The following is a 20,053-nucleotide window of genomic DNA, read 5'->3' on the forward strand; positions in this document are numbered from 1 at the left end:
TCGTTAGTCGTGCAGGGTTTCGAGATAGGCGATGACGGCGTGGCGGTTCCATTTGCGCTTGAGGCCGGCGAAATGCATCGCAACGCCTGGGATCCAGGCCTGCGGATCCCAGAGATAATGCGTCAATTCGTCGGTGGTCCACACCTTGCCGAAATTCTTCATCGCCTCGGAATAGGCAAAGCCGGGTTCGGTCCCCGCCTTGCGGCCAACGACGCCGAAGAGACTCGGCCCGGTGCGGTTGACGCCCTTCTTGTCGGAATGGCAAGCCGCGCAGATGTGATTGAACACCTCGTGCCCGTGGGCGATCATTGCCGGCTTGTTGTTTTCGTCTTCCTCGTCGGGGACTTGTGCTTTTGCCATCATGCCGGTGGCGACCACGAGGCTGAAGGCAAAGGCGCCGAGCCCGAGCGTAAGGCCGCGTTTCCAGCCGCTATACCGGGTGTTCGCGTCAGGGGTTTGGGTCAACACGTCACTGCTCCCTCTGTCTGTTTTCTGCTGCATAACATGCCCCATTCCTAGAAAGCCATCCAGACATAGAGATAAAGCGTGTTCATGCCGCTGGCATTGTGGCCAAAGCCGTCGAAATTGTTGGTGCCGCCGTTGAATTCGAGATAGTCGGTGTATTGCAGGCCGACCTTGAGGTTCTTCTCGAAATCCCAGACGGTATCAGCCGATTTGCCGAACGGCACCCAATCCGCCTCCCAGATGAGCGACTGCGTGTTGGGGCTGCCGTTGGCGCTGCCGACCACCGACGCCGGCGCATACAAAGTCTTGTCGGAGGTGCCCCAGATGCCGTTATAAGCCATCGTGAAGCCGTAGGTGTTTTTGTAGTAATAATCTGCTGCTATCCGGAAGTTTTCCATCTCGTTATAGGATTTGTCGGCGAGGCCAGCGTTGTGCATGGCATCGAGCTGTGCCTGCTGCTGCAATATATTCGTATCTATCGCAAAAAGATGATTGCCGTTGCTGTACTGATAGTTCGCATCGAGACCATAGTCCAAGTAGGTGTTGGTCCCCGGCATCGCGATGACGTTCGCGGCCATCGGCGCATAGAAGGCAACGCCACCGACTTCGAGGAAGTTATTACCCCACTGCTTTTGGTAGGCGACGCGGAGATACGGTGCTCCTCCTTCGACCTCGCCAAGCGAGGGGACCGAACCTTCACCAAGCGCCGAGAACCAGGTCGGGCTCAGCGATTTATAGGCGCCGCCCTCGATGTACCAGGTCTGGTTGATCCACCAGTAATTGGTGAGGCCGATCGTGTTGGCGCCGCCCAAAGCCTGGATCGCGAACGGCGCCGTGACCGGGCCGGGCGAAACCGCCGAACTCGCGTAAGGATAAGCGTAATGATAAAGCGTGTTGTAGGGATCCTGCACCGTCGGCCCGTCGTTCAGGTCGAGACCGATGCGGACATCCTGGCTTGAGATCGAGAATTCATGGGTCAGACGAAGGTCGCTGTCGTCGAGCGCGACCGAACTCCCATCCTGCGCGGCGGTGATTTGGATCATGCCGCCGGCATAATCGGAGAGCCGCCCGGCGAGAAACAGCGATATCTGATCGAGGTTGAAATTGTTGTTGGCCCGATAATCATTGGCCGGTGAGCCGCCTTCCACGGGGTCGGCGGTGTTGTTGAACGACGCGAAGGCCATCGCCGAAATCGGGATATAGGGATAAGGGGTATCGCCGGCGGTCAGCGTGTAGCCGCCCATCTTGAAAGCGATTCCAAACGGCGTGAGCTGCGGCCCGAACGCACCGATATGGCAGGAGGTGCAGGGCTGATCGGTCTGGCGGGCAAAGGCCGGCACCGCTTCGGCGCGGTCGACCGAAAATAGTACCGTGAGCGCCGCCACCAACCCCCAAAGCCATTTCGCCGGCCATTTCCCTGGAGAATGGCGGGAAAACAAACCTCTCATCTCGATCTCCTCTTTCACATAACGAGCACGTGAAGGATCGGCACTATATTAGATGAACTCTTTGATCTCGATCAATTTTGCGGCGCGGCAAGAAAAGATCGCTGGGCCGTTGCCGCTTTGCCACAAAAGCCGCCGGATCAGAGCCGGCTTGGCAGGCAAAACGCCTCTTTCCGCTCGCTATAGCGGTCGGTGAGATAATCGGCGCGGTCGCGGAGCAGCCAGGTAAAGCGGACCAGCTCTTCCATCACGTCCACCAAGCGGTCGTAATAGGGCGAGGGCAGCATCCGCCCGGCCTCGTCGAACTGCTCATAGGCCTTGGCGACGCTGGACTGGTTGGGGATGGTGACCATCCGCATCCAGCGCCCGAGCAAGCGAAGCGTGTTGACCGCGTTGAAACTTTGTGACCCGCCCGAGACCTGCATGACGGCGAGCGTGCGCCCCTGGGTCGGGCGCAGCGCACCGAGCGAGAGCGGCAGCCAGTCGATCTGGTTCTTCAAGACCGCGGTGATCGCGCCATGCCGCTCTGGGCTGCACCAGACCTGTCCCTCCGACCAGAGTGAGAGCGCCCGAAACGCCGCGACCTGCGGATGATCGGCGGGCACGCTATCGGCCAGCGGCAAGCCATGAGGGTCAAAGACGCGCGCCTCGGCGCCGAGATGACGCAGGATGCGCGCCGCCTCCAGTGTCAGAAGCCGGCTGTAGGAGCGCTCGCGCAAGGAGCCGTAGAGCAGCAGGATGCGCGGCGGATGGGTCGCGCGGACCGCCGGCTCCAGCCGCGGCTGATCGGGCGGGGCGAGGAGATCGGCAACAAGCGCGGGGAGGGTTGCGTCCTCGTCCGGCGTCTCGTCAGCCACGGCGCGCCCCCGCGTGCCGGGCAATGCCGGCCTCGTACCAGGGGCGGGTGCGGCGGACCAGGGCTACGACGCTCAGCATCACCGGCACCTCCACCAAAACCCCGACCACCGTCGCCAACGCCGCGCCCGATTGAAACCCGAACAGAGCGATCGCGGCGGCGACCGCGAGTTCGAAGAAATTCGACGCGCCGATCAGCGCCGAGGGGGCGGCGACACACCATTCGCTGCCGATCGCGCGATTGATGACATAGGCGAGGCCGGCATTGAAATAAACCTGCACGATGATCGGCACCGCGAGCAGAAGGATGATGAGCGGTTGCGCGACGATCGCCTCGCCCTGGAGCCCGAACAGCAACACCAGGGTTGCGAGCAGGGCAACGATCGAAACCGGGCCGAGGCGCGCGAGAAGGCGCGCGAGAGCCGCGTCCCCGCCGGCCGCAAGCAGTCCCCGGCGCCAGATTTGCGCGGCGATCAGCGGGATCACGATGTAGAGCACGACCGAAAGGAATAGCGTGTTCCACGGCACGGTGATCGCGGAAAGCCCGAGCAGCAGCCCGACGATCGGCGCGAAGGCGAAAACCATGATGGCATCGTTGAGTGCGATCTGGCTCAGCGTGAAATAGGGCTCGCCCTCCACTAAACTCGACCACACGAACACCATCGCCGTGCAGGGGGCCGCGGCGAGCAGGATCAGCCCGGCGATGTAGCTTTCGATCTCTCCCTCCGGCAGGAAGGGGCGAAAGAGATGGGCGATGAACAGCCAGCCGAGCAACGCCATCGAAAACGGCTTGACTAGCCAGTTCACGCCCACCGTCGCCGCCATACCGCGCCAATGCCGCCCGACCTCAGCGAGCGCTGCGAGGTCGATTTTCAGCAGCATCGGCACGATCATCAGCCAGATCAGCGCCGCCACCGGCAGATTGACCTCGGCGATGGTCGCAGCACCCAGCCAATGAAACGGCGCCGGCACGACTTGGCCGAGAACGATCCCGGCGACAATGCAAAGCGCGACCCAAAGGGTCAGGTAACGCGCGAAAAAGCCGATCCGCGCCGCCGCCGGCTTTGCTGTCGCCAACGCCGTCAGGGTGTTATCCGATGTCACGACATGCTCCCTTAGCGGACCCGCCGGCCCGCTTCATCCACCACCACCTCGCCATCCTCCTTGCGGAACGCGCCTTGCTGTGGCGTGGGCAAGAGATCGAGCACCGTCTCCGACGGGCGGCAGAGCCGGACACCGAGCGGGGTCACAACGATCGGCCGATTGATCAGAATCGGTTGCGACAGCATCGCGGTGATGAGCTGATCATCGGTCAGCGCCGGATCGTCGAGGCCAAGCTCGTCATAAGGTGTGCCCTTTCGGCGGAGCAGCGCCCGCACCGGAATGCCCATCCGCCGGATCAGGTCAGAGAGCACCTCACGGCTCGGCGGGGTCTTGAGATATTCGACGATATGCGGGGCGATCCCCGCATTGCGGATAAGGCCGAGGACATTGCGCGAGGTGCCGCAGGCGGGATTGTGATAGATGGTGACGGTCATGCTTGCCCGTTCCCCGGCTTGCCGTGTTCGGCTGCGCTCATCCGCAGCACGCGCCTGGCGCCGGCGGTATCGCCTTGCCTTCATGAGGCTTGCGGGCCTCGATGATCGCCGCGGCGACGCATGTCTCGATCCCGCGCCCGGGCGCCCAGGCGGCGATTATTTCTCGGCTGCCCGGCTTGACCGTGATCGCGATCTCGGTAAATCGGGCGGCGCGGAGCAGCGTCTCAACACGCTCCGCCGGGATGGCGCCGGCAACGCAGCCGCAGAGCAGGGCCGGATCGGCGCGCAAATCCTCCGGCAGCGGCGCGATGTTCACGACATCGGAAATCGCCACCCGCCCGCCCGGCTTCAGCACCCGGAACGCCTCGCGGAACACCTGCGCTTTATCGGGCACCAGATTGACCACGCAATTGGAGATGATGACATCGGCGACCTGATCGGCGACTGGCAGATGCTCGATCTCGCCGAGGCGGAATTCGACATTTTTCGCCCCGACGCGCGCCGCGTTGGCGCGCGCTTTCGCTAGCATCTCATGCGTCATGTCGACGCCGATCACCCGCCCTTCGGGCCCGACCGCAGCCGCCGCGAGCAGACAATCGAATCCGGCGCCGCTGCCGAGATCAATGACCGTCTCTCCCGCCTTGAGTGCTGCGATTGCTTGCGGGTTGCCGCAGCCAAGGCCGAGATTGGCGCCTTCAGGCACGGCGGCGATCTCGGCCGCCGAATATCCCATCTCGCGCGCTTTCGCATCGAGCAGGGTCTTCTCCGCATCGGCGCAACAGGAGGAGGCAGGGGCTTCGCAACCGCTCGGCGCGCCGGCGGCGATGCTGCCATAGCGCGCGCGTACGAGTTCCTTTACGTCCACACTCGGTGTCATCGGTAGGTCCTCTCCTCGGATGGTGCGGCGTTGCATCCCGGCTCGGTGAAGCAGGCGGTGGTGCCGGCGGCGGCCGATCCGGCGCAGCAATTCTCAGTAAGATAGGCGAGCAGCGCGTTCATCGCCGCATATTCGGCCGCGTAGATCAGCGATCGGCCTTCGCGCCGGAAGGTGATCAACCCCGCCTGCCTGAGCTGCGTGAGATGAAACGACAGGGTTGCCGTGGGCACGCCGAGCTGTTCGGCGATCTGACCGGCCGGCAGACCCTCCGGCCCGGCTTGGACGAGGCGGCGAAAGACATCGAGCCTAGTATCCTGCGCCAATGCCCCCAAGGCCAAAACGGCGTCTGACTTTTCCATATCTCCAATAATATAAAAATTTTTGCCGACGTCAATACCCAGGCAGGCCGGCGCGCGGCGTCGGCCATGCCGTTCCGGAATGGCTTGACCGCAAGGCCGGTTTCGGCCACACAGCCTCCGCTCCGGCGCCGCCTGTGCCGGCGCGGCTGCCGGCATTCTCCGGTCCCTGCGCGACAAGAGGACGAATTGCGCCATGCGCGATAAGGGCGATTTTCTGTTCACTTCCGAGTCGGTTTCCGAGGGTCATCCGGACAAAGTGGCCGACCGCATCAGCGACACCGTGCTCGATGCCTTCCTCGCCGCCGACCCCTATGCGCGCGTCGCCTGTGAGACATTGGTGACCACCAACCGCATCGTGCTCGCCGGCGAAACCCGCGGCCCGGATACCATCACCGCCGAATATCTCGCCCATCTCGCACGCCTTGCGGTGCATGATATCGGCTATGACCAGGAGGGGTTTAGCTGGCGCAACGCGCATGTCGAATGCCACCTCCATGCCCAGTCGCAAGACATCGCGCAGGGCGTCGATTCCGCCGGCAACAAGGATGAGGGCGCCGGCGATCAGGGCATCATGTTCGGCTATGCCTGCCGCGAGACCGAGGCGCTGATGCCGGCGCCGATCTATTATGCCCATCTCATTCTGCGCCGGATCAGCGAATTGCGCCGCGCCCGCGACGTCACCGCCGCCGGCCTGCTGCCCGACGCCAAAAGCCAGGTGACGCTCCGCTATCGCGACGGCAAGCCCGTCGGGGCGACCAGCATCGTCGTCTCGATCCAGCACGTCGCCGAACTGGAGCGCGAGGAAATCAAGCGCCGGCTGTGGCCGATCGTCGAAAGCTCGCTCCCCGCTGGCTGGATGTGCCCGGAGGCGCAGTTTTACGTCAACCCGACCGGAAAATTCGTCATTGGTGGCCCGGACGGCGATTGCGGCCTGACCGGGCGCAAGATCATCGTCGATACCTATGGCGGCGCGGCTCCCCATGGCGGCGGCGCGTTTTCCGGCAAGGATCCGACCAAGGTCGATCGCTCGGCCGCCTATGCCTGCCGCTATCTCGCCAAAAACGTCGTTGCCGCCGAGCTTGCCGAGCGCTGCACGATTCAGCTCAGCTACGCGATCGGGGTTTCGCACCCGCTTTCGGTCTATGTCGATCTGCATGGCACCGGGAAGGACGTGGACGAGGCGCGGCTCGAGGCGACACTGCGCGATCTCGTCAATCTCTCGCCGCGCGGCATTCGCGAGCATCTCCACCTCAACCGCCCGATCTATGTGCCGACCTCGGCCTATGGCCATTTCGGCCGCGAGCCTGACCCCGAACTCGGCAGCTTCACCTGGGAGCGGACCGATCTCGTGCCTGCGCTCCGCGCCGCGTTCGGGCGCTGAGGGGCTGGGCGCGCTCAGGGTCAAAAAACCGCCCGAGCGGCTTTATGGCCGCCAGCACGGCCACGCCTTGCGCCCGCGCCAGGTGCGGCTGCTCGCCGAGACCCTGCCGCGGCTTCGCTTCGATCCCGCCGCCCCGCTCGCCGGGCTCGACGGGTTCGAAGCTGTCGCGTTCGAGATCGGCTTTGGCGGCGGGGAGCACGCGCTCGCCGAAATCACCGCCCATCCCGAGACGGCGCTGATCGCCTGCGAGGTCTATGCCAACGGCCTTGCCTCGCTGCTCGGCCGGCTGGTGCCGGAAGGGGGGGAGGCGAGCGCGCCGCTCCCGGCCAATCTCCGGATTTGGGGCGATGATGCGCGGATCGCGTTGCGCGCCATGCCGGCCGCGTCGCTTTCGCGCGTGTTTCTCCTGTTCCCCGACCCTTGGCCGAAAGCGCGCCACGCCAAGCGCCGCTTCGTCCATCCCGAGAACCTGCCGCTCGTCGCCCGCGCGCTTCGCCCCGGCGGCGAGTGGCGGATCGCGACCGATGATCCGACCTATCAGGCCTGGGTCGGCGAAGTCCTGGCCGCGCAGCGCTTTTTCGCGCCCGCGACGCCGATGACGACACGCCCGCCGGATTGGGCGCCGACGCGCTATGAGGCGAAGGCGCTGGCCGTCGGGCGAACGCCGCTTTACTGGTCGCTGCGGCGGGTTTGAACTGTAGGCGGTGAAATGCGGGGCTGGGGCAACTGAAAGAAAAGCGCCCTCTCGTACCGCCTAATGGCGATTTTGTTGCTGAGCCTCTATCTTGTCATATGCGCGAGCGTAATCATGGAGTCGGGTTATGACGGTCCAGGCAATTAAAGAGTGTAGACCAAGTAACATTCAAGAGGCATTCTCAAAATTAGAAGAATTGGCTTTTTCTAAGCAAGAAATCATATTCAGGGGGCATTCTTCATCGAAATTCCGTTTAACCTCCACTTTTTCCCGTTATCTTGCCAAAAATAATTGGAGGGTTTGGTCTGGAAAAATAGTAGATGATTTAGTGGCAGACTTTATTGCCAGAAGCCGGTCAAACGAGCCGACTGCATGGCTGCCGGCTGACATAAAAAATCGTCGGGCGGCAATGGAATTCGCCCGGCATTATGGCGTTCCTTCCCCCCTCATCGATTTTACATTTTCGCCGTACGTTGCAATATTTTTTGCGTATGATGGGGCTCAATTTGGCTCCGTATGCAACAAGGATGACGATTGCGTTGTTATTTATGCATTGAACACCCATGTTTTGGGCGCTTCATGGGTTCATAGAAAATTCAGCAACACGGAATGCAAAAAAAATGAAAAATACGAAGAATATAGAAAATTTATAGGAGCAGAATACGATATATTTGACGAATCATGCCCGAGTGGAATTTTAAAACTTATTTATTCTCCAGCAAGCTGGAACAAAAGAATGCAATCTCAGATGGGAAGTTTTTTATATGATTCTATTGATCACAATCAATATAATTCATGTGAATCTAAAGAAAGAAGAGTCCTTGAAGATTTTATCCAAGAAATGGAGGTCAATTCGTGTGAACGGGAATGCGGAGATCAGCCCATTATAACAAAATTGTTCATGAAGATATCGTGGTCCGAGGAAGTGTTTTGGCGTTTGGAACTAATGGGCGTCACAGGAGCCCATTTGCTTGGCTGGGACGGAGCCGCAAGGGATACCTGGAACCGACCCATTAGGCAAACGGGTCGGAACTTGCGGGCCAGAATAACCGGGCACGCCTGGGATCTGGATTTTTTGCGCGATAAGTCGGATTCCTGACCAATGGTTCTTTGGGTGAAGCGCGAGCACCGGGCCAATTGAACGGCGCCGATATCTATGAATAATAACCATGAGGCGGCGCCGCGCGGTGTCGCCGGGGGAGGAAAAATGACAAAATCCATCAGAAACCGCCAGAAATCTCGCTTGCGCTGGATCGCCGGGATGGCGGCCGGCGTGCTCGCGGCGCTGAGCCTCCCCGGCCTCGCCCGGGCCGAGGACCAGAAGGTCGAGCTGAAACTCGCGCACTGGCTGCCGCCAGCGCATCCGCTGCAAAAATCGGTGGAGGCATGGGCGGCGTCGATCCAGGCCGACTCGCATGGCTCACTGACCTCGGTGATCTTTCCCGCCGAGCAGCTCGGCAAGGCGTTCGATCATTACGATCTCGCGCGCGATGGCATCGCCGATGTGAGCTTCGTCAATCCCGGCTATCAGCCCGGGCGGTTTCCCATTCTCGCCCTCAGCGATCTGCCGTTTCAGTATCACGACGCGAAAACCGGCTCCGCCGCCCTCGATGACTGGTATCGCGCCTATGCCGCGCGCGAGATGAAAGACGTGCATTACTGCTTCGCCTTCATGCACGACCCCGGCACGCTGCACACGCGGCGGCAGGTGCTGATGCCGGCCGATATTCGCGGCCTCAAGCTGCGCCCGGCGGATGCGACGATCGGTAATTTCGTCACCCTGCTCGGTGGCACCAACGTCCAGGCCTCGGCGCCGGCGGCGCGCGACCTGCTGGAACGCCGCGTCGCGGACGGGATTTTCTTCCCCTGGGGCTCGCTCGTGCTGTTCGGCATCGACAAGGTGGTGAAATACCATATCGATGCCAATTTCTATGTCACCACCTTCGTCTGGGTCATCAACAAGGCGCGCTATGAGGGGCTCGCGCCCGACCAGAAAGCGGTGATCGATGCCCATTGCAACGCCGATTGGGCGGTGCGTTTCGCCAGCCCCTGGGCGGATTTCGAGGTTGCCGGCCGCGCCAAGGTTGCCGCCGAGCCGGGTCAGACCATTTTGACCTTGAGCCCCGAACAGCTCAAAGCCTGGCGTGATGCGGCAGCGCCGCTGCATCAGGATTGGGCGGCGGCGGTCAAACGCGCCGGCGCCGACCCAGACGCCATCGCCAAGGCGTTCGACGCCAGCCTCGTCGCCCACCACGCGCAATATTGAGCGCGGCAATGGCCGGTTTCCGCCTGATCGGCGCGATCGAGCGGGCGGCGGGCGGGCTGCTCGCGCTCGTCGCCGCGCTCACCTTCGTTTCGGTGGTGCTGCGCTATGTCTTCAACTGGTCGATCCCGGATAGCTACGATCTCGGGCGCAACCTGCTCGGTATTCTGATTTTCTGGGGCATCGCGGTTACTGGCTATCGCGGCGAGCACATCACCGTCGATCTCCTCTGGAACGCCGTGCCGGTGCCGGCCCGGCGGTGGCTCGCGCGCTTTGATGATCTCGTGCTCGCGCTGGCCATGGCGGCGCTCGCCGGGACGATGGCGATGAAAACGCTCGATACCAAAGCGAGCGGCGAGGCGAGCTACGACCTCAACCTGCCGCTCTGGCCGTTTCAGGCGCTCGCCTGGCTCGGCTTTGCCTGCGGTTTTCTGCTCGCGGTGCTGCGTTTGCTGCGGCCGGCAGAGGAAGGCCTAAGGCCGATGAAGAGCGGCAGCCCAGGCCAAGACATTACTCGCTGATCGCGGCCATCTCGCCACGCGCCACCATCGCCACCGCGTCGATGATCGCCTGATAGCCGGTGCAGCGGCAGTAATTGCCGGAAAGATGCGCGCGGATGCTGGCACGATCAGGGTTTTTCTCGCGCAGGAGCAAATCCCGCGCGGTGATCAGCATCCCCGGCGTGCAAAAGCCGCATTGCAGCGCATTGACCGCAACAAACGCTGCCTGCAAATCGGCGATCGCGCCGCTCGCGCTCAAGCCTTCGATGGTTTCCACCGCCGCGCCATCGGCTTGGACGGCGAGCATGAGGCAGCCGCGCACCGGCGCGCCGTCAACCACAACGGTGCAGGCGCCGCACACGCCCTGCTCGCAACCGACATGGGTGCCGGTGAGGCCGAGCGTATCGCGGAGGAAATCGGCGAGATGGAGGCGCGGCGACACGCGCGCCGCGATCCGCTCGCCATTGACCGAGAGCGTAACGGCAACGGCGTCACTCATGCGGCGGGCGTGCCGCGGCGATGGCGAACGAGGCCGAGCGCACCGAGCCCCGCCAAAAGCAGGGCGAGCGAGCCCGGCTCCGGCACTTCCGCAAACGCCGCGTCGGCGATGATCTGCTGCCCCGCCGCGGTCGGATGCACCTGATCCCAGAACAGATATTGATCCTGCCCGGCGATGGTGCTCGCGCAGCGCGTGCCGCTGCTGGCGTTGGTATCATTGCCGGTCCAGCACGGGGTGGTGACGTTGCTGAATCCGAACGCGGCCGGATCGGCGATTGCGTCATCAAGCAGGCCGAAACTGTCGAGAATCGAAAGATGCATTCCCGCGCCCGCCGCCTCGCCGCCAACGGCGCTGACCAGGGCCTGGTCGAAATAGGCGGAGAGATCGGTCGCCTCGGTCTCCGCGGCCGATCCAAGCTTGGTGATCGCGGGCACCACGCCGAGATTGGGGACAGTAACGAGGAGCAAATTCTTCGCGCCATCGGCCGCGAGGCCGGCGACGAAGGTCACCACATTGCTGACCGCGGCAGTGGCATCCGCCATCGCCGTCGCCGTGCTGATGCCGGGTGTGCCGAGGATGCTGAAGAGATCATTGGCGCCGATCCAGAGCGTATAAAGCGCGCCTGAGGCGGGGGTTGGCACGGTGGCTTGGAACGCCGTGAGCTGCGCCGGTAGATCGGAGAGATTGGCGGTGTGAACCGGAGTCGTCCCGGTCTGTGCGCCGCCAACCGCGAAATCGGTGCCGCCGGCGAGGCTCGCCGTGAGCGCCGGCAATCCGAGCTGGTTCGCCAGATCCTGCACCCAGACCGGGCCATTGCTGAACCGGCCATCGGAATAGGGCGGGCTGACCGGCTCGGTGCCGCCTGTCGCGATAAAGGCGTTGCCGGCATCAGAAAGACTATCGCCGAACGCGTAAAGCGCCGCATAGTCACCGGCCAACGCTGGGGCGGAAACAATCCCCGCGCCCAAAACCATCCCGCCCGCCAACAGCCAAGCGTAAAGCCCTTGCGGCATCGCCAGCCTCCCATTTTATGCGTTTTCACGCTTACGTTAGCGCCGTGGCCGGCGGCGAGGCAAGCGCGGCGATGGCGCAAGGTTGGCGCGAGAAGGGAGAAAAAAAACTTCTTTTTCTGAAGAAAAAGAAGCAAAAAGACGTTTGTCCGTTTTGGCTGAAGCGGGATTTTGCGGATGCCGAACGACGAGATCAACGAACACGGACGCTTCTTGCGCCGTCATGCCGCGCGGCGGCGGGCTATCCCGGCTGTCCCGGATCACCCATCGCCCAGCCGGAGATCTGCCGCCCGTTCGGTCCCGCCTCCTTGGCGAGATCGGGCTCTTGTGCTGCGAATGACGGGCCGGCAAGGCGCGTCGGGTCGTCGGCGCCGGGCTCCTCCTGATTGTGCGCCGCCGCTGCCACCCCGCGTTGGAGGCGGCCGAACAAATGGCGGAAGCGCTGGCGCAGCGTGCGCGCGCCGTCCGCCAAACTGAGCGCGATGTCGCGGCCGCCTTCATGGCGCCGCAGCAGGGTTTCACCGATTTCATCAAATAGGGCCATCGATGCGATCCTTTCCCGGGCAGCAGCGATCCTGCCACCAAAAAGGACATTTCCGCCCCGTCAGGCGCAACGCACGGATCCCGGCGACGGGGCCAGGATCGGGGTCATAGCGTCTTTGTGCAATGCAACATGGTGTGGCCAAGCGGCGATGTCAATGCGCCGGGGGGGGGTAGCTCGCGAACGGGTTTTCGTGACGATGGCGGGGATTTTGGCTCCCGGAGTAGGACTCGAACCTACGACCCAGCGGTTAACAGCCGCTTGCTCTACCGACTGAGCTATCCGGGAACGGCTCGGCTCCTATAGCCGAGGGGAGGGCGGGTGCAAACCCCCTTTTGTGCGGTGGCCGCATCCGCGATGCCTCTTTATCGTCTGGTAAGATCTCGCCGGCATGATCGCCGTATGCGCAGTGATTTCCTTGCTTCCCTCGGGCAAATCAACGAAATGCTGGCCGACCTGCCGGTTGCGATGGTTGCCGGCCAGGTGCGCGGGGTTTCCGGCCTTGCGGTCGAGATCGCCGGGCTCTCCCACCACGCCGCCATTGGCCAGCGCGTCACCATCCACGGCGCCGGCGAGCGCCCCATCCCCGCCGAGATTCTGGGGTTTTCCGACACCAGCCAGACAGCGATGACGCTCGGCCATACCGAGCGCATCCGCGCCGGGATGGAAGCGCGGATCGAGGCCAGCGCGCGGGCGCTCGCCAGCGGCGAGGCGGAGCCGTTCGCTGATCGCGGCGGGCTTTTCGTCTCCGATGGCTGGCTCGGGCGGGTGATCGATCCGTTCGGCGCGCCGCTCGACGGCAAAGGCTACCTTCCCGCCGGCCCGCGTCGCCGGTTGCTCCGCGCGTCGCCACCGCCGGCGACCGCGCGGGCGCGGCTCGGCGGCCGGCTCGATCTCGGGGTGCGCGTTCTCAACAGCTTCGCCACCGCCTCCCTCGGCCAGCGCCTCGGCCTGTTTGCCGCGAGCGGCGTCGGCAAATCGACGCTGCTTTCGATGATCGCCCGCCATACCGAATGCGATGTCGTGGTGCTGGCGCTGATCGGCGAGCGCGGGCGGGAAGTGCGCGAATTCATCGAAGAGCATCTCGGCGCCGAAAAAATGCGCCAAAGCGTCGTCGTCGTCGCGACCTCCGACGCGCCACCGCTGGCGCGCCGCGAATCCGCTCATGCCGCGATGGCGATCGCCGAGCATTTCCGCGACGAGGGGCGATCGGTGCTGCTGGTGATGGACAGCGTCACCCGCTATTGCCAGTCGTTACGCGAGATTGCGCTCTCCTCGGGCGAATTTCCAGCGGCGCGCGGCTATCCGGCGAGCGTGTTCACCGAACTGCCGCGGCTGCTCGAACGCGCCGGCCCGGGCGTCGAGACTGAAGCGGGCGAGGCCGGCTTCATCACCGGAATTTTCACCGTCCTTGTTGATGGTGACGATCATGACGAGCCGATCGCCGACGCGGTGCGCGGCATTCTCGATGGCCATATCGTGCTCGACCGGCGGATCGCCGAGGGCGGGCGCTATCCGCCGGTCGACGTCGCGCGCTCACTCTCGCGCACCATGGCGCAAGCGACGCCGCCCGCCGACATGGCGTTGGCGCAACGCGGCCGCGCCATCCTCGCCCGCTATGCCGAGCTGACCCGGCTTTTGGAAATGGGCGTCTACGAGGCCGGGCGCAACGGCGAATTCGACCGCATCCTGGAGAAGGGCCGCGCGATCGAAACCCTCCTCGCCCAGACGCGCGAGGAGCGGGTGACGATTGAGGAGGGCTTCCGCGACCTCGCGGCGATCCTCAGCGACTAGAGCGCGATCGGTTTACGTCGATCACGCTCAACCCCTATTTTGGCGAGCAAGTTGGCCGGTTTTGATTGAACAGGATGGTTCAAGCAAACCCTACCTTGCTCTAACGGCGTCGTCCAAGGCTGCCTCTTCGCCGGCGGCATGCCGGCCGAGCTGGCGGAGCAGGGTTCCGAGCAGCTCCAGCTCGCAGGGCGAAAGCCCGCTCATGGCGCGGGTGATGTCTTGGGCATGACGCGGGAAGACGGCGGCGATGAGATCGCGCCCGCATCCCGTGAGTTCCACCCGCACATGCCGCCGATCGGCAAGGTCGCGCACCCGCCGCACCAGACCACGGTTTGAGAGCTTATCGACGACGTCGGTCATATTGCCGGCGCTAGTCAGCACCTTGCGGCCAAGCTCGCCTTGAGTCAGCGGCCCCTGATGCCAAATCACCTCGAGCACGCCGAGCTGGGTCGCGGTCAGGCCGTGCGCCGCCAAGCCGGGTTCGACACGGGCGAGAATGGCGCGACTGGCGCGAAACAGCTTGACATAGGCGCGCAGTGCCGCCGCCGTCGCGGCATCATTCATGGCAGCGGTCTCGGTCTGGTTCATGGCGCGGTTTAGCGGTTCATCATCACCGGTAGCTCGGCGTGTTCGAGGACGTGGCGGGTGACGCCACCGAGAATGAGCTGGCGCAGCCGCGAATGCGAGTAAGCCCCCATCACCAGGAGGTCGGCGGCAAAGGCGCGGCAGGCGGCGAGGATGCCAGCGCCGACGTCGCGCTCGACCGGCTGGAAGGTCGCGAGATCGGCTTTGATGTTATGGAGGGCGAGATACTCGGCGAGATCGGAGGCGCCCGGCCCACGCCGCTGATATTCCTGCGCCGAGAGGATACGCACGGCGGCGGCGCGTTGCAGCCAGGGCAGCGCCGCTTGCACGGCGGCAGCGCTTTCGGCGGTACCGTTCCAGGCGAGGCAGATCCGCTGCCCGATCGCGGTCGGCGCGGTTTGCGGCGCGATCAGCACCGGCCGGCCGCTGTCGAATAAGACCGCATGCAGCGCGTCCGACGACGAGGCATCGCCATCCGGGCGCGGCGACGGCACCACGGTGAGATCGGCGAGCCGCGCCTGCTGCGCCACCAGATCCTCCTCGCGCCCGGTGATCGCGGCGAAATGGGCCGTCGCCGTCTCCGCGCCGGCGCGCGCCTCGGCAACCGCAACGCCGTGCGCGCTGACGAAGCGATCGAACATGGCGTGGATCTTGCGCGCCCGTTCGGTCGCCTCGCGCTCGGTCGCTGTCATCATCTCCTCGATCATCGCCCCCGACAGCCCCTCGCCGGCGAGCGGCGCGACGTCGCGGCTATCGACCCGAACATGCAGCGCCAGCACATGCGCCCGCCAGAGCTGTGCCACCAGAAGCGCCGTGGCAAGCGCGGCCTCGCCCGCGCCGGAATCGGTGCTGGTCAGGGGCAGCAGGATTTTACGAATGGCCATCGCCGAAGCCTCCCATACTCACGCATCGCAACCATGATAACAGCAGCCGAGCCGGATGGGAAAAAAGCACGGCGGCGGAGGTTAGAGGGGCCGGCTGGCTGGACGCCGCCGGCGAGGCTCGCGAACAGCGTCGCCTCTCCGCACGCCGCGGCGGACCCGCACCCATGATCGCCCCCACAAAGCAGAACCGCGGAACTCACAGCCGCCTCAAAAATGCGAGGGTTTTGGGAGATGTCCGACTATACTGCCATCGCTCCGCCATCCCCGAACTCTTCCCGGATCGCCGCAGAGTGCGCGCCGAGCGCCGGAACCGGACCGAGGGCGCGTGGCCCATCGCTAAAGAGGGCGGGTGGCGCGGCAAGGGCCACATCGCCGTTCGGCGTCGCGACGGTGACGCGGCGCAAGGCCGGGTGCGCTTGCAGGCCGGCGCAATCATTGACGAAACCGAAGGCGATATTGGCAGCCCGCAGCCGCACTGACGCCTCCTCGCGCGAAAGCGTCGCGAACACGGCGGCGATATGCGCGTCTACCCTCGCTCGCTCGCTCACCCGGATGGTGTTGGTCTCGAACCCGGGCTTTTGCGGCAAATCCGGCTCCCGCAGGAAATCGCGGCAGAAATTCGCCCATTCGCGCTCGTTCTGGATCGCGATCAGGATCAGCGCCTGATCGCGGGTCGCGAACGCGCCGTAGGGGCAGATCGAGGGGTGGGCGAGGCCCATGCGCGGCGGGGTTTTGCCGGTGCCCTCATAGAACAGCAGCGGCACGTTCATCCAATCGGCCATGCCATCGAACAGGCTGACGGCGATGCCTTTTCCCTGGCCGGTGCGGCCGCGCTCGATCAGCGCCTCGAGCACGGCGGCGTGGGCGGCCATACCGCAAGCGATATCGCAGGCCGAAACCCCAACCCGGCCCGGTCCCGCGGGATGGCCGGTGATCATCGCAAGGCCCGATTCCGCCTGCACCAGGAGATCATAGGCTTTCATCGACGCATAATCGCCGCTTTCGCCGTAGCCGGAGATATCGACGGTGATCAGGCGGGGGTGGCGGCGGCGGAGTTCAGCCGCGCCGAATCCGGCCCGCGCCGCCGCGCCCGGGGCGAGGTTTTGTATGAACACATCAGCCCGTGCGGCGATGCGATGGAGCAGTGCCGCGTCGTCGGGGTTCTTGAGATCGGCGACCAGGCTCTCCTTGCCGCGATTGAGCCAGACGAAGTAGCTCGACTGCCCTTTCGCGACCGCGTCATAGCCGCGCGCGAAATCGCCGTCTGGGCGTTCGACCTTGATCACCCGCGCCCCGGCATCGGCAAGGCGCGAGGCGCAATAGGGTGCGGCGACGGCTTGCTCGAGCGAGAGCACGAGCAGCCCGGCGAGCGGTTTTCCCATCCTCGCCCCCTCAGTAGCTACGCGGCAGGCCGAGCACATGCTCGGCGATGTAGGAGAGGATGAGGTTGGTCGAGATCGGCGCCACCTGATAGAGGCGGGTTTCGCGGAATTTGCGTTCGATGTCGTATTCCTCGGCGAAACCGAAGCCGCCATGGGTTTGAACGCAGGTCTCGGCGGCGGCCCAAGCGGCGTCGGCGGCCAGCAGCTTTGCCATGTTCGCCTCCTCGCCACAGGGGAGCCCAGCCTCGAACTTCTCGCAACCGCGATGGACCATCAGTTCCGCCGCGCGCCACTGCGCATAGGCGCGCGCGATCGGGAACTGCACGCCCTGGTTCTGGCCGATCGGGCGGTCAAACACCCGCCGCTCATTGGCATAGGCGACCGAGCGCGCGGTGAACCATTTGGCATCACCGATCGATTCGGAGGCGATCAGCAGCCGTTCGGCATTCATGCCGTCAAGAATGTAGCGGAACCCTTTGCCCTCGACGCCGATCAGGCTGTCGGCGGGGATTTCCATGTTGTCGAAAAACACCTCGCAGGAATTATGGTTCATCATCGTGCGGATCGGGCGGATGGTGAGGCCGCGGCCGAGCACTTCGCGCATATCGACGAGAAAGACCGAAAGCCCGTCGGTTTTCTTGCGGCCTTCCTCGCGCTTTTGGGTTCTCGCGAGCAGCAGCATGAGGTCGGAATGCTCGGCGCGGCTGGTCCAGACTTTTTGGCCGTTGACGATGTAGCGATCGCCTTCCCGTCGCGCCGTGGTGCGGAGTGCTCCGGTATCGGTGCCGCTGGTCGGCTCGGTGACACCAAAAGCCTGAAGCCGCAGGCGCCCGGCGGCGATTTCGGGGAGATAACGGCGCTTCTGCGCTTCCGTGCCGTGGCGCAGCACGGTGCCCATGGTGTACATCTGGGCGTGACAGGCGGCGCCGTTGGCGCCCTCGGCATGGATGGTCTCGAGAATTGCCGAGGCAGCGCCGAGGCCGAGGCCGGCACCGCCATATTCCTCGGGGATCAGCACCGAGAGATAGCCGGCCTCGGTGAGCGCGGCGACGAATTCGCTCGGATAGGCGCGCGCGGTGTCAAGCTTGCGCCAGTATTCGCCGGGGAAGCGGGCGCAGAGCTTTTTCACTTCTTCGCGAATTTCGGCATGCGGCAAGGCGGCGTCGCTCAGCGTCATGATTTCTCCCGGTCTCGATGGCAATCAACAAAAAACACAGCATCTATCACAAGAAAAACTTCTTTTGACTTCAGAAAAAAAGCAAAAAGACTTTTCTCCGTTGGAGCAATGCCAGCAGCATCGCCCCTCAAACACAATGACAAAAGTTTTTTGGTTCTTTTTTTCAAAAAAGAACATCTCTTCTTTTTATGCCGCCCATGGCCAAGGCGCAAGCTTGCCGCACGCCGGCCACGGGGGCAAATTCACGCCAGTGGGGAGACGTCATGTCATGAACACGCCAGACTGGCCCGATCAAGTTTTCGCAGCCCTCAAGCGCGCCGCGGTGCGCCAGATCGCCTATGTCCCGGATGCCGGGCATGCTCGGCTGATCACCCGCGCGCATGAAGACCCGTCACTCAACACCATCGTTTTGACGACGGAGGAGGAAGGGATCGCGCTCGCGGCTGGCGCTTGGCTCGGCGGGGTTCGCGCTGTGCTTCTCATGCAATCCTCGGGGGTGGGCAACTGCATCAACATGCTTTCCCTGCCGACGAATTGTCGGGCGCCGCTGTTGATGCTGGTGACGATGCGCGGCGAATGGGGGGAGTTCAATCCCTGGCAAGTGCCGATGGGGCAGGCGACGGAAGCGGTGCTGCGTGCCGCCGGCGTCATCACTCATCGCGCCAGCACGGCCGGGGAGGTGGCGCCGATGGTCGCCGCTGCCGCCAATCTCGCTTACGATAGCCGGGTCAGCGTCGCCGTGTTGTTCTCCCAACGCCTGATCGGGGCCAAGCAATTTGTTGCGACGGAGGCGGCGCCATGAGCGAAGGTTTGGACCGGCGGGCGGTGGTGGCCGCCCTCCTCGCCGGGCGGCGCGATCTTCTCGTCGTCACCGGGCTCGGCTCGGCGTCTTATGATGTCGCGGCGTGCGGCGATCGGGTGGAGAATTTCTATCTCTGGGGGGCGATGGGCGGGGCGGCGATGGTCGGCCTTGGTCTTGCGCTCGCGCAGCCGGAGCGGCGTGTCCTGGTGGTCACTGGCGATGGCGAGATGCTGATGGGCCTCGGCGCCTTGGCAACGATCGCCGTTGCCGGCGCCCGCAATCTCGCGATCGTCGTGCTCGATAACCGGCGCTACGGCGAAACTGGCGCGCAATTGAGCCACACCGCGCATGGCGTCAACCTCGCCGCCATCGCCAAAGGCTGCGGCTGGGAAAATACCTCGACCATCGCCGACGAGGCCGGCCTCGATCAGCTCGCCCGCGCGATCCACCGGGACGGGCCGCTTTTCGCCGTCGTCCGCATCGCGCCAGGTGAGAAGCCGCGTGTTCTCCCGCCGCGCGACGGCGCGTTCCTTACGCAACGGTTTCGCGCCGGGCTCGGCCTCGCCGAACCCTGAGATGAGGCGCGTTCAGCGCTGACGCGCAAGGTCGCCGAACGCTTTATCAGACGTGGAAACTCTCGCCGCAGCCGCAGCGGCCCTTTTCGTTCGGGTTGACGAACGTGAACCCGGATTCGAGCGCGCTTTCGCGATAATCCATCGTCGTGCCGATGAGAAAGAGAGTGGCTTGGCGGTCGATCAGCACGGTGACGCCATCCTGGGTGATGGTCTCGTCGCCGGGGCCAGGCGCGTCCACCCAGCTCATCTGATAGGAAAGGCCGGAACACCCCTTGGTGCCAACGGCAACGCGGAGCAGGCGGCCTTCCTCGCCGCTCTCGTAAAGCCGGCGCAGGCGTGCGACCGCGGCCTCGCTCAGGGTCAGCAGCGGCGGCAGGCCGCGACGTGGCGTGGTGCCGGCGGGGCGGAGCGTCATGGTCATCGTATC

Annotated in this window: 23 protein-coding genes and 1 tRNA gene; 8 read left to right on the forward strand and 16 right to left on the reverse strand. The window is 64.2% G+C overall.

Annotation, left to right across the window (positions count from 1 at the left end; all coding sequences use genetic code 11):
• Positions 1–3: 3 nt before the first annotated feature.
• From DEF76_RS04660 to DEF76_RS04690, 7 genes are all read right to left on the reverse strand, one after another.
• A complete protein-coding gene (locus DEF76_RS04660; RefSeq protein WP_162800479.1) occupies positions 4–465 on the reverse strand; it encodes a c-type cytochrome in 462 nt (153 codons plus the stop codon).
• Positions 466–515: 50 nt separating this feature from the next.
• Complete coding sequence (locus tag DEF76_RS04665) at positions 516–1,913, reverse strand: cytochrome C (RefSeq protein ID WP_162800480.1); 1,398 nt, start codon at positions 1,911–1,913, stop codon at positions 516–518.
• Positions 1,914–2,050: 137 nt separating this feature from the next.
• Positions 2,051–2,767 (reverse strand): arsenical resistance protein ArsH, encoded by a 717-nt coding sequence (gene arsH / locus DEF76_RS04670; protein WP_114913664.1) that lies wholly within the window; start codon positions 2,765–2,767, stop codon positions 2,051–2,053.
• Positions 2,760–3,869: an ACR3 family arsenite efflux transporter gene (gene arsB / locus DEF76_RS04675; protein WP_456303855.1), complete on the reverse strand. Its 1,110-nt coding sequence runs from the start codon at positions 3,867–3,869 to the stop codon at positions 2,760–2,762. The genes arsH and arsB overlap by 8 nt, the downstream gene beginning before the upstream one ends.
• 11 nt (positions 3,870–3,880) lie before the next feature.
• Positions 3,881–4,303 carry an arsenate reductase (glutaredoxin) gene (gene arsC, locus DEF76_RS04680; protein WP_114913666.1) on the reverse strand — a complete coding sequence of 141 codons (423 nt, stop codon included), beginning with the start codon at positions 4,301–4,303 and terminating at the stop codon, positions 3,881–3,883.
• A gap of 37 nt (positions 4,304–4,340) precedes the next feature.
• A complete protein-coding gene (locus DEF76_RS04685) occupies positions 4,341–5,180 on the reverse strand; it encodes an arsenite methyltransferase (RefSeq protein ID WP_240319105.1) in 840 nt (279 codons plus the stop codon).
• A complete protein-coding gene (locus DEF76_RS04690) occupies positions 5,177–5,539 on the reverse strand; it encodes an ArsR/SmtB family transcription factor (protein WP_114911332.1) in 363 nt (120 codons plus the stop codon). Before DEF76_RS04690 ends, DEF76_RS04685 begins: the two co-directional genes overlap by 4 nt.
• 193 nt (positions 5,540–5,732) lie before the next feature.
• Between DEF76_RS04690 and metK the strand changes: the two genes are divergently transcribed.
• From metK to DEF76_RS04715, 5 genes are all read left to right on the forward strand, one after another.
• Positions 5,733–6,920: a methionine adenosyltransferase gene (metK, locus tag DEF76_RS04695; protein WP_114911333.1), complete on the forward strand. Its 1,188-nt coding sequence runs from the start codon at positions 5,733–5,735 to the stop codon at positions 6,918–6,920.
• A complete protein-coding gene (gene trmB, locus DEF76_RS04700; RefSeq protein ID WP_408842822.1) occupies positions 6,892–7,614 on the forward strand; it encodes a tRNA (guanine(46)-N(7))-methyltransferase TrmB in 723 nt (240 codons plus the stop codon). Before metK ends, trmB begins: the two co-directional genes overlap by 29 nt.
• 127 nt (positions 7,615–7,741) lie before the next feature.
• Positions 7,742–8,713 carry an FRG domain-containing protein gene (locus tag DEF76_RS04705; RefSeq protein ID WP_114911334.1) on the forward strand — a complete coding sequence of 324 codons (972 nt, stop codon included), beginning with the start codon at positions 7,742–7,744 and terminating at the stop codon, positions 8,711–8,713.
• Positions 8,714–8,821: 108 nt separating this feature from the next.
• Positions 8,822–9,880 carry a TRAP transporter substrate-binding protein gene (locus DEF76_RS04710; protein WP_205216111.1) on the forward strand — a complete coding sequence of 353 codons (1,059 nt, stop codon included), beginning with the start codon at positions 8,822–8,824 and terminating at the stop codon, positions 9,878–9,880.
• A gap of 8 nt (positions 9,881–9,888) precedes the next feature.
• Positions 9,889–10,398 (forward strand): TRAP transporter small permease, encoded by a 510-nt coding sequence (locus DEF76_RS04715; protein ID WP_114911335.1) that lies wholly within the window; start codon positions 9,889–9,891, stop codon positions 10,396–10,398.
• Here the strand turns inward: DEF76_RS04715 and DEF76_RS04720 are convergent.
• The 4 genes from DEF76_RS04720 to DEF76_RS04740 form a co-directional block, all read right to left on the reverse strand.
• A complete protein-coding gene (locus tag DEF76_RS04720) occupies positions 10,388–10,876 on the reverse strand; it encodes a (2Fe-2S)-binding protein (RefSeq protein ID WP_114911336.1) in 489 nt (162 codons plus the stop codon). The two genes, DEF76_RS04715 and DEF76_RS04720, sit on opposite strands and share 11 nt — an antisense overlap.
• The gene (locus DEF76_RS04725) at positions 10,873–11,889 is read right to left on the reverse strand and encodes an SGNH/GDSL hydrolase family protein (RefSeq protein WP_114913669.1); all 1,017 of its coding nucleotides are present in this window, start codon (positions 11,887–11,889) and stop codon (positions 10,873–10,875) included. Before DEF76_RS04725 ends, DEF76_RS04720 begins: the two co-directional genes overlap by 4 nt.
• Positions 11,890–12,127: 238 nt before the next feature.
• Positions 12,128–12,430 (reverse strand): hypothetical protein, encoded by a 303-nt coding sequence (locus DEF76_RS04735; protein ID WP_114911338.1) that lies wholly within the window; start codon positions 12,428–12,430, stop codon positions 12,128–12,130.
• Positions 12,431–12,639: 209 nt separating this feature from the next.
• Positions 12,640–12,715, reverse strand: a tRNA-Asn gene (locus DEF76_RS04740).
• A gap of 114 nt (positions 12,716–12,829) precedes the next feature.
• On the opposite strand from DEF76_RS04740, the gene DEF76_RS04745 reads away from it, so the two are divergent.
• The gene (locus DEF76_RS04745) at positions 12,830–14,221 is read left to right on the forward strand and encodes a FliI/YscN family ATPase (protein WP_114911339.1); all 1,392 of its coding nucleotides are present in this window, start codon (positions 12,830–12,832) and stop codon (positions 14,219–14,221) included.
• A gap of 90 nt (positions 14,222–14,311) precedes the next feature.
• Here the strand turns inward: DEF76_RS04745 and DEF76_RS04750 are convergent, their stop codons facing one another.
• From DEF76_RS04750 to DEF76_RS04765, 4 genes are all read right to left on the reverse strand, one after another.
• A complete protein-coding gene (locus DEF76_RS04750; protein ID WP_240319106.1) occupies positions 14,312–14,809 on the reverse strand; it encodes a MarR family winged helix-turn-helix transcriptional regulator in 498 nt (165 codons plus the stop codon).
• 8 nt (positions 14,810–14,817) lie between these two features.
• On the reverse strand, positions 14,818–15,690 hold the full coding sequence (locus DEF76_RS04755) for a universal stress protein (RefSeq protein ID WP_114911340.1): 873 nt from the start codon (positions 15,688–15,690) through the stop codon (positions 14,818–14,820).
• 239 nt (positions 15,691–15,929) lie between these two features.
• Complete coding sequence (locus tag DEF76_RS04760; protein ID WP_114911341.1) at positions 15,930–17,072, reverse strand: CaiB/BaiF CoA transferase family protein; 1,143 nt, start codon at positions 17,070–17,072, stop codon at positions 15,930–15,932.
• A gap of 10 nt (positions 17,073–17,082) precedes the next feature.
• Entirely contained in the window at positions 17,083–18,249 is a 1,167-nt protein-coding gene (locus tag DEF76_RS04765) for an acyl-CoA dehydrogenase family protein (RefSeq protein WP_114911342.1), read from the reverse strand.
• Between the two features lie 268 nt (positions 18,250–18,517).
• Here DEF76_RS04765 and DEF76_RS04770 point away from each other — a divergent pair, with 268 nt between their 5' ends.
• Entirely contained in the window at positions 18,518–19,051 is a 534-nt protein-coding gene (locus DEF76_RS04770; RefSeq protein ID WP_114913671.1) for a thiamine pyrophosphate-binding protein, read from the forward strand.
• A complete protein-coding gene (locus DEF76_RS04775) occupies positions 19,048–19,626 on the forward strand; it encodes a thiamine pyrophosphate-dependent enzyme (protein ID WP_114911343.1) in 579 nt (192 codons plus the stop codon). Before DEF76_RS04770 ends, DEF76_RS04775 begins: the two co-directional genes overlap by 4 nt.
• 46 nt (positions 19,627–19,672) lie before the next feature.
• Here the strand turns inward: DEF76_RS04775 and DEF76_RS04780 are convergent, their stop codons facing one another.
• Complete coding sequence (locus tag DEF76_RS04780; protein ID WP_114913672.1) at positions 19,673–20,041, reverse strand: HesB/IscA family protein; 369 nt, start codon at positions 20,039–20,041, stop codon at positions 19,673–19,675.
• Positions 20,042–20,053: the final 12 nt, after the last annotated feature.

This window comes from Acidibrevibacterium fodinaquatile (genome assembly GCF_003352165.1).
Classification (GTDB): domain Bacteria; phylum Pseudomonadota; class Alphaproteobacteria; order Acetobacterales; family Acetobacteraceae; genus Acidibrevibacterium; species Acidibrevibacterium fodinaquatile.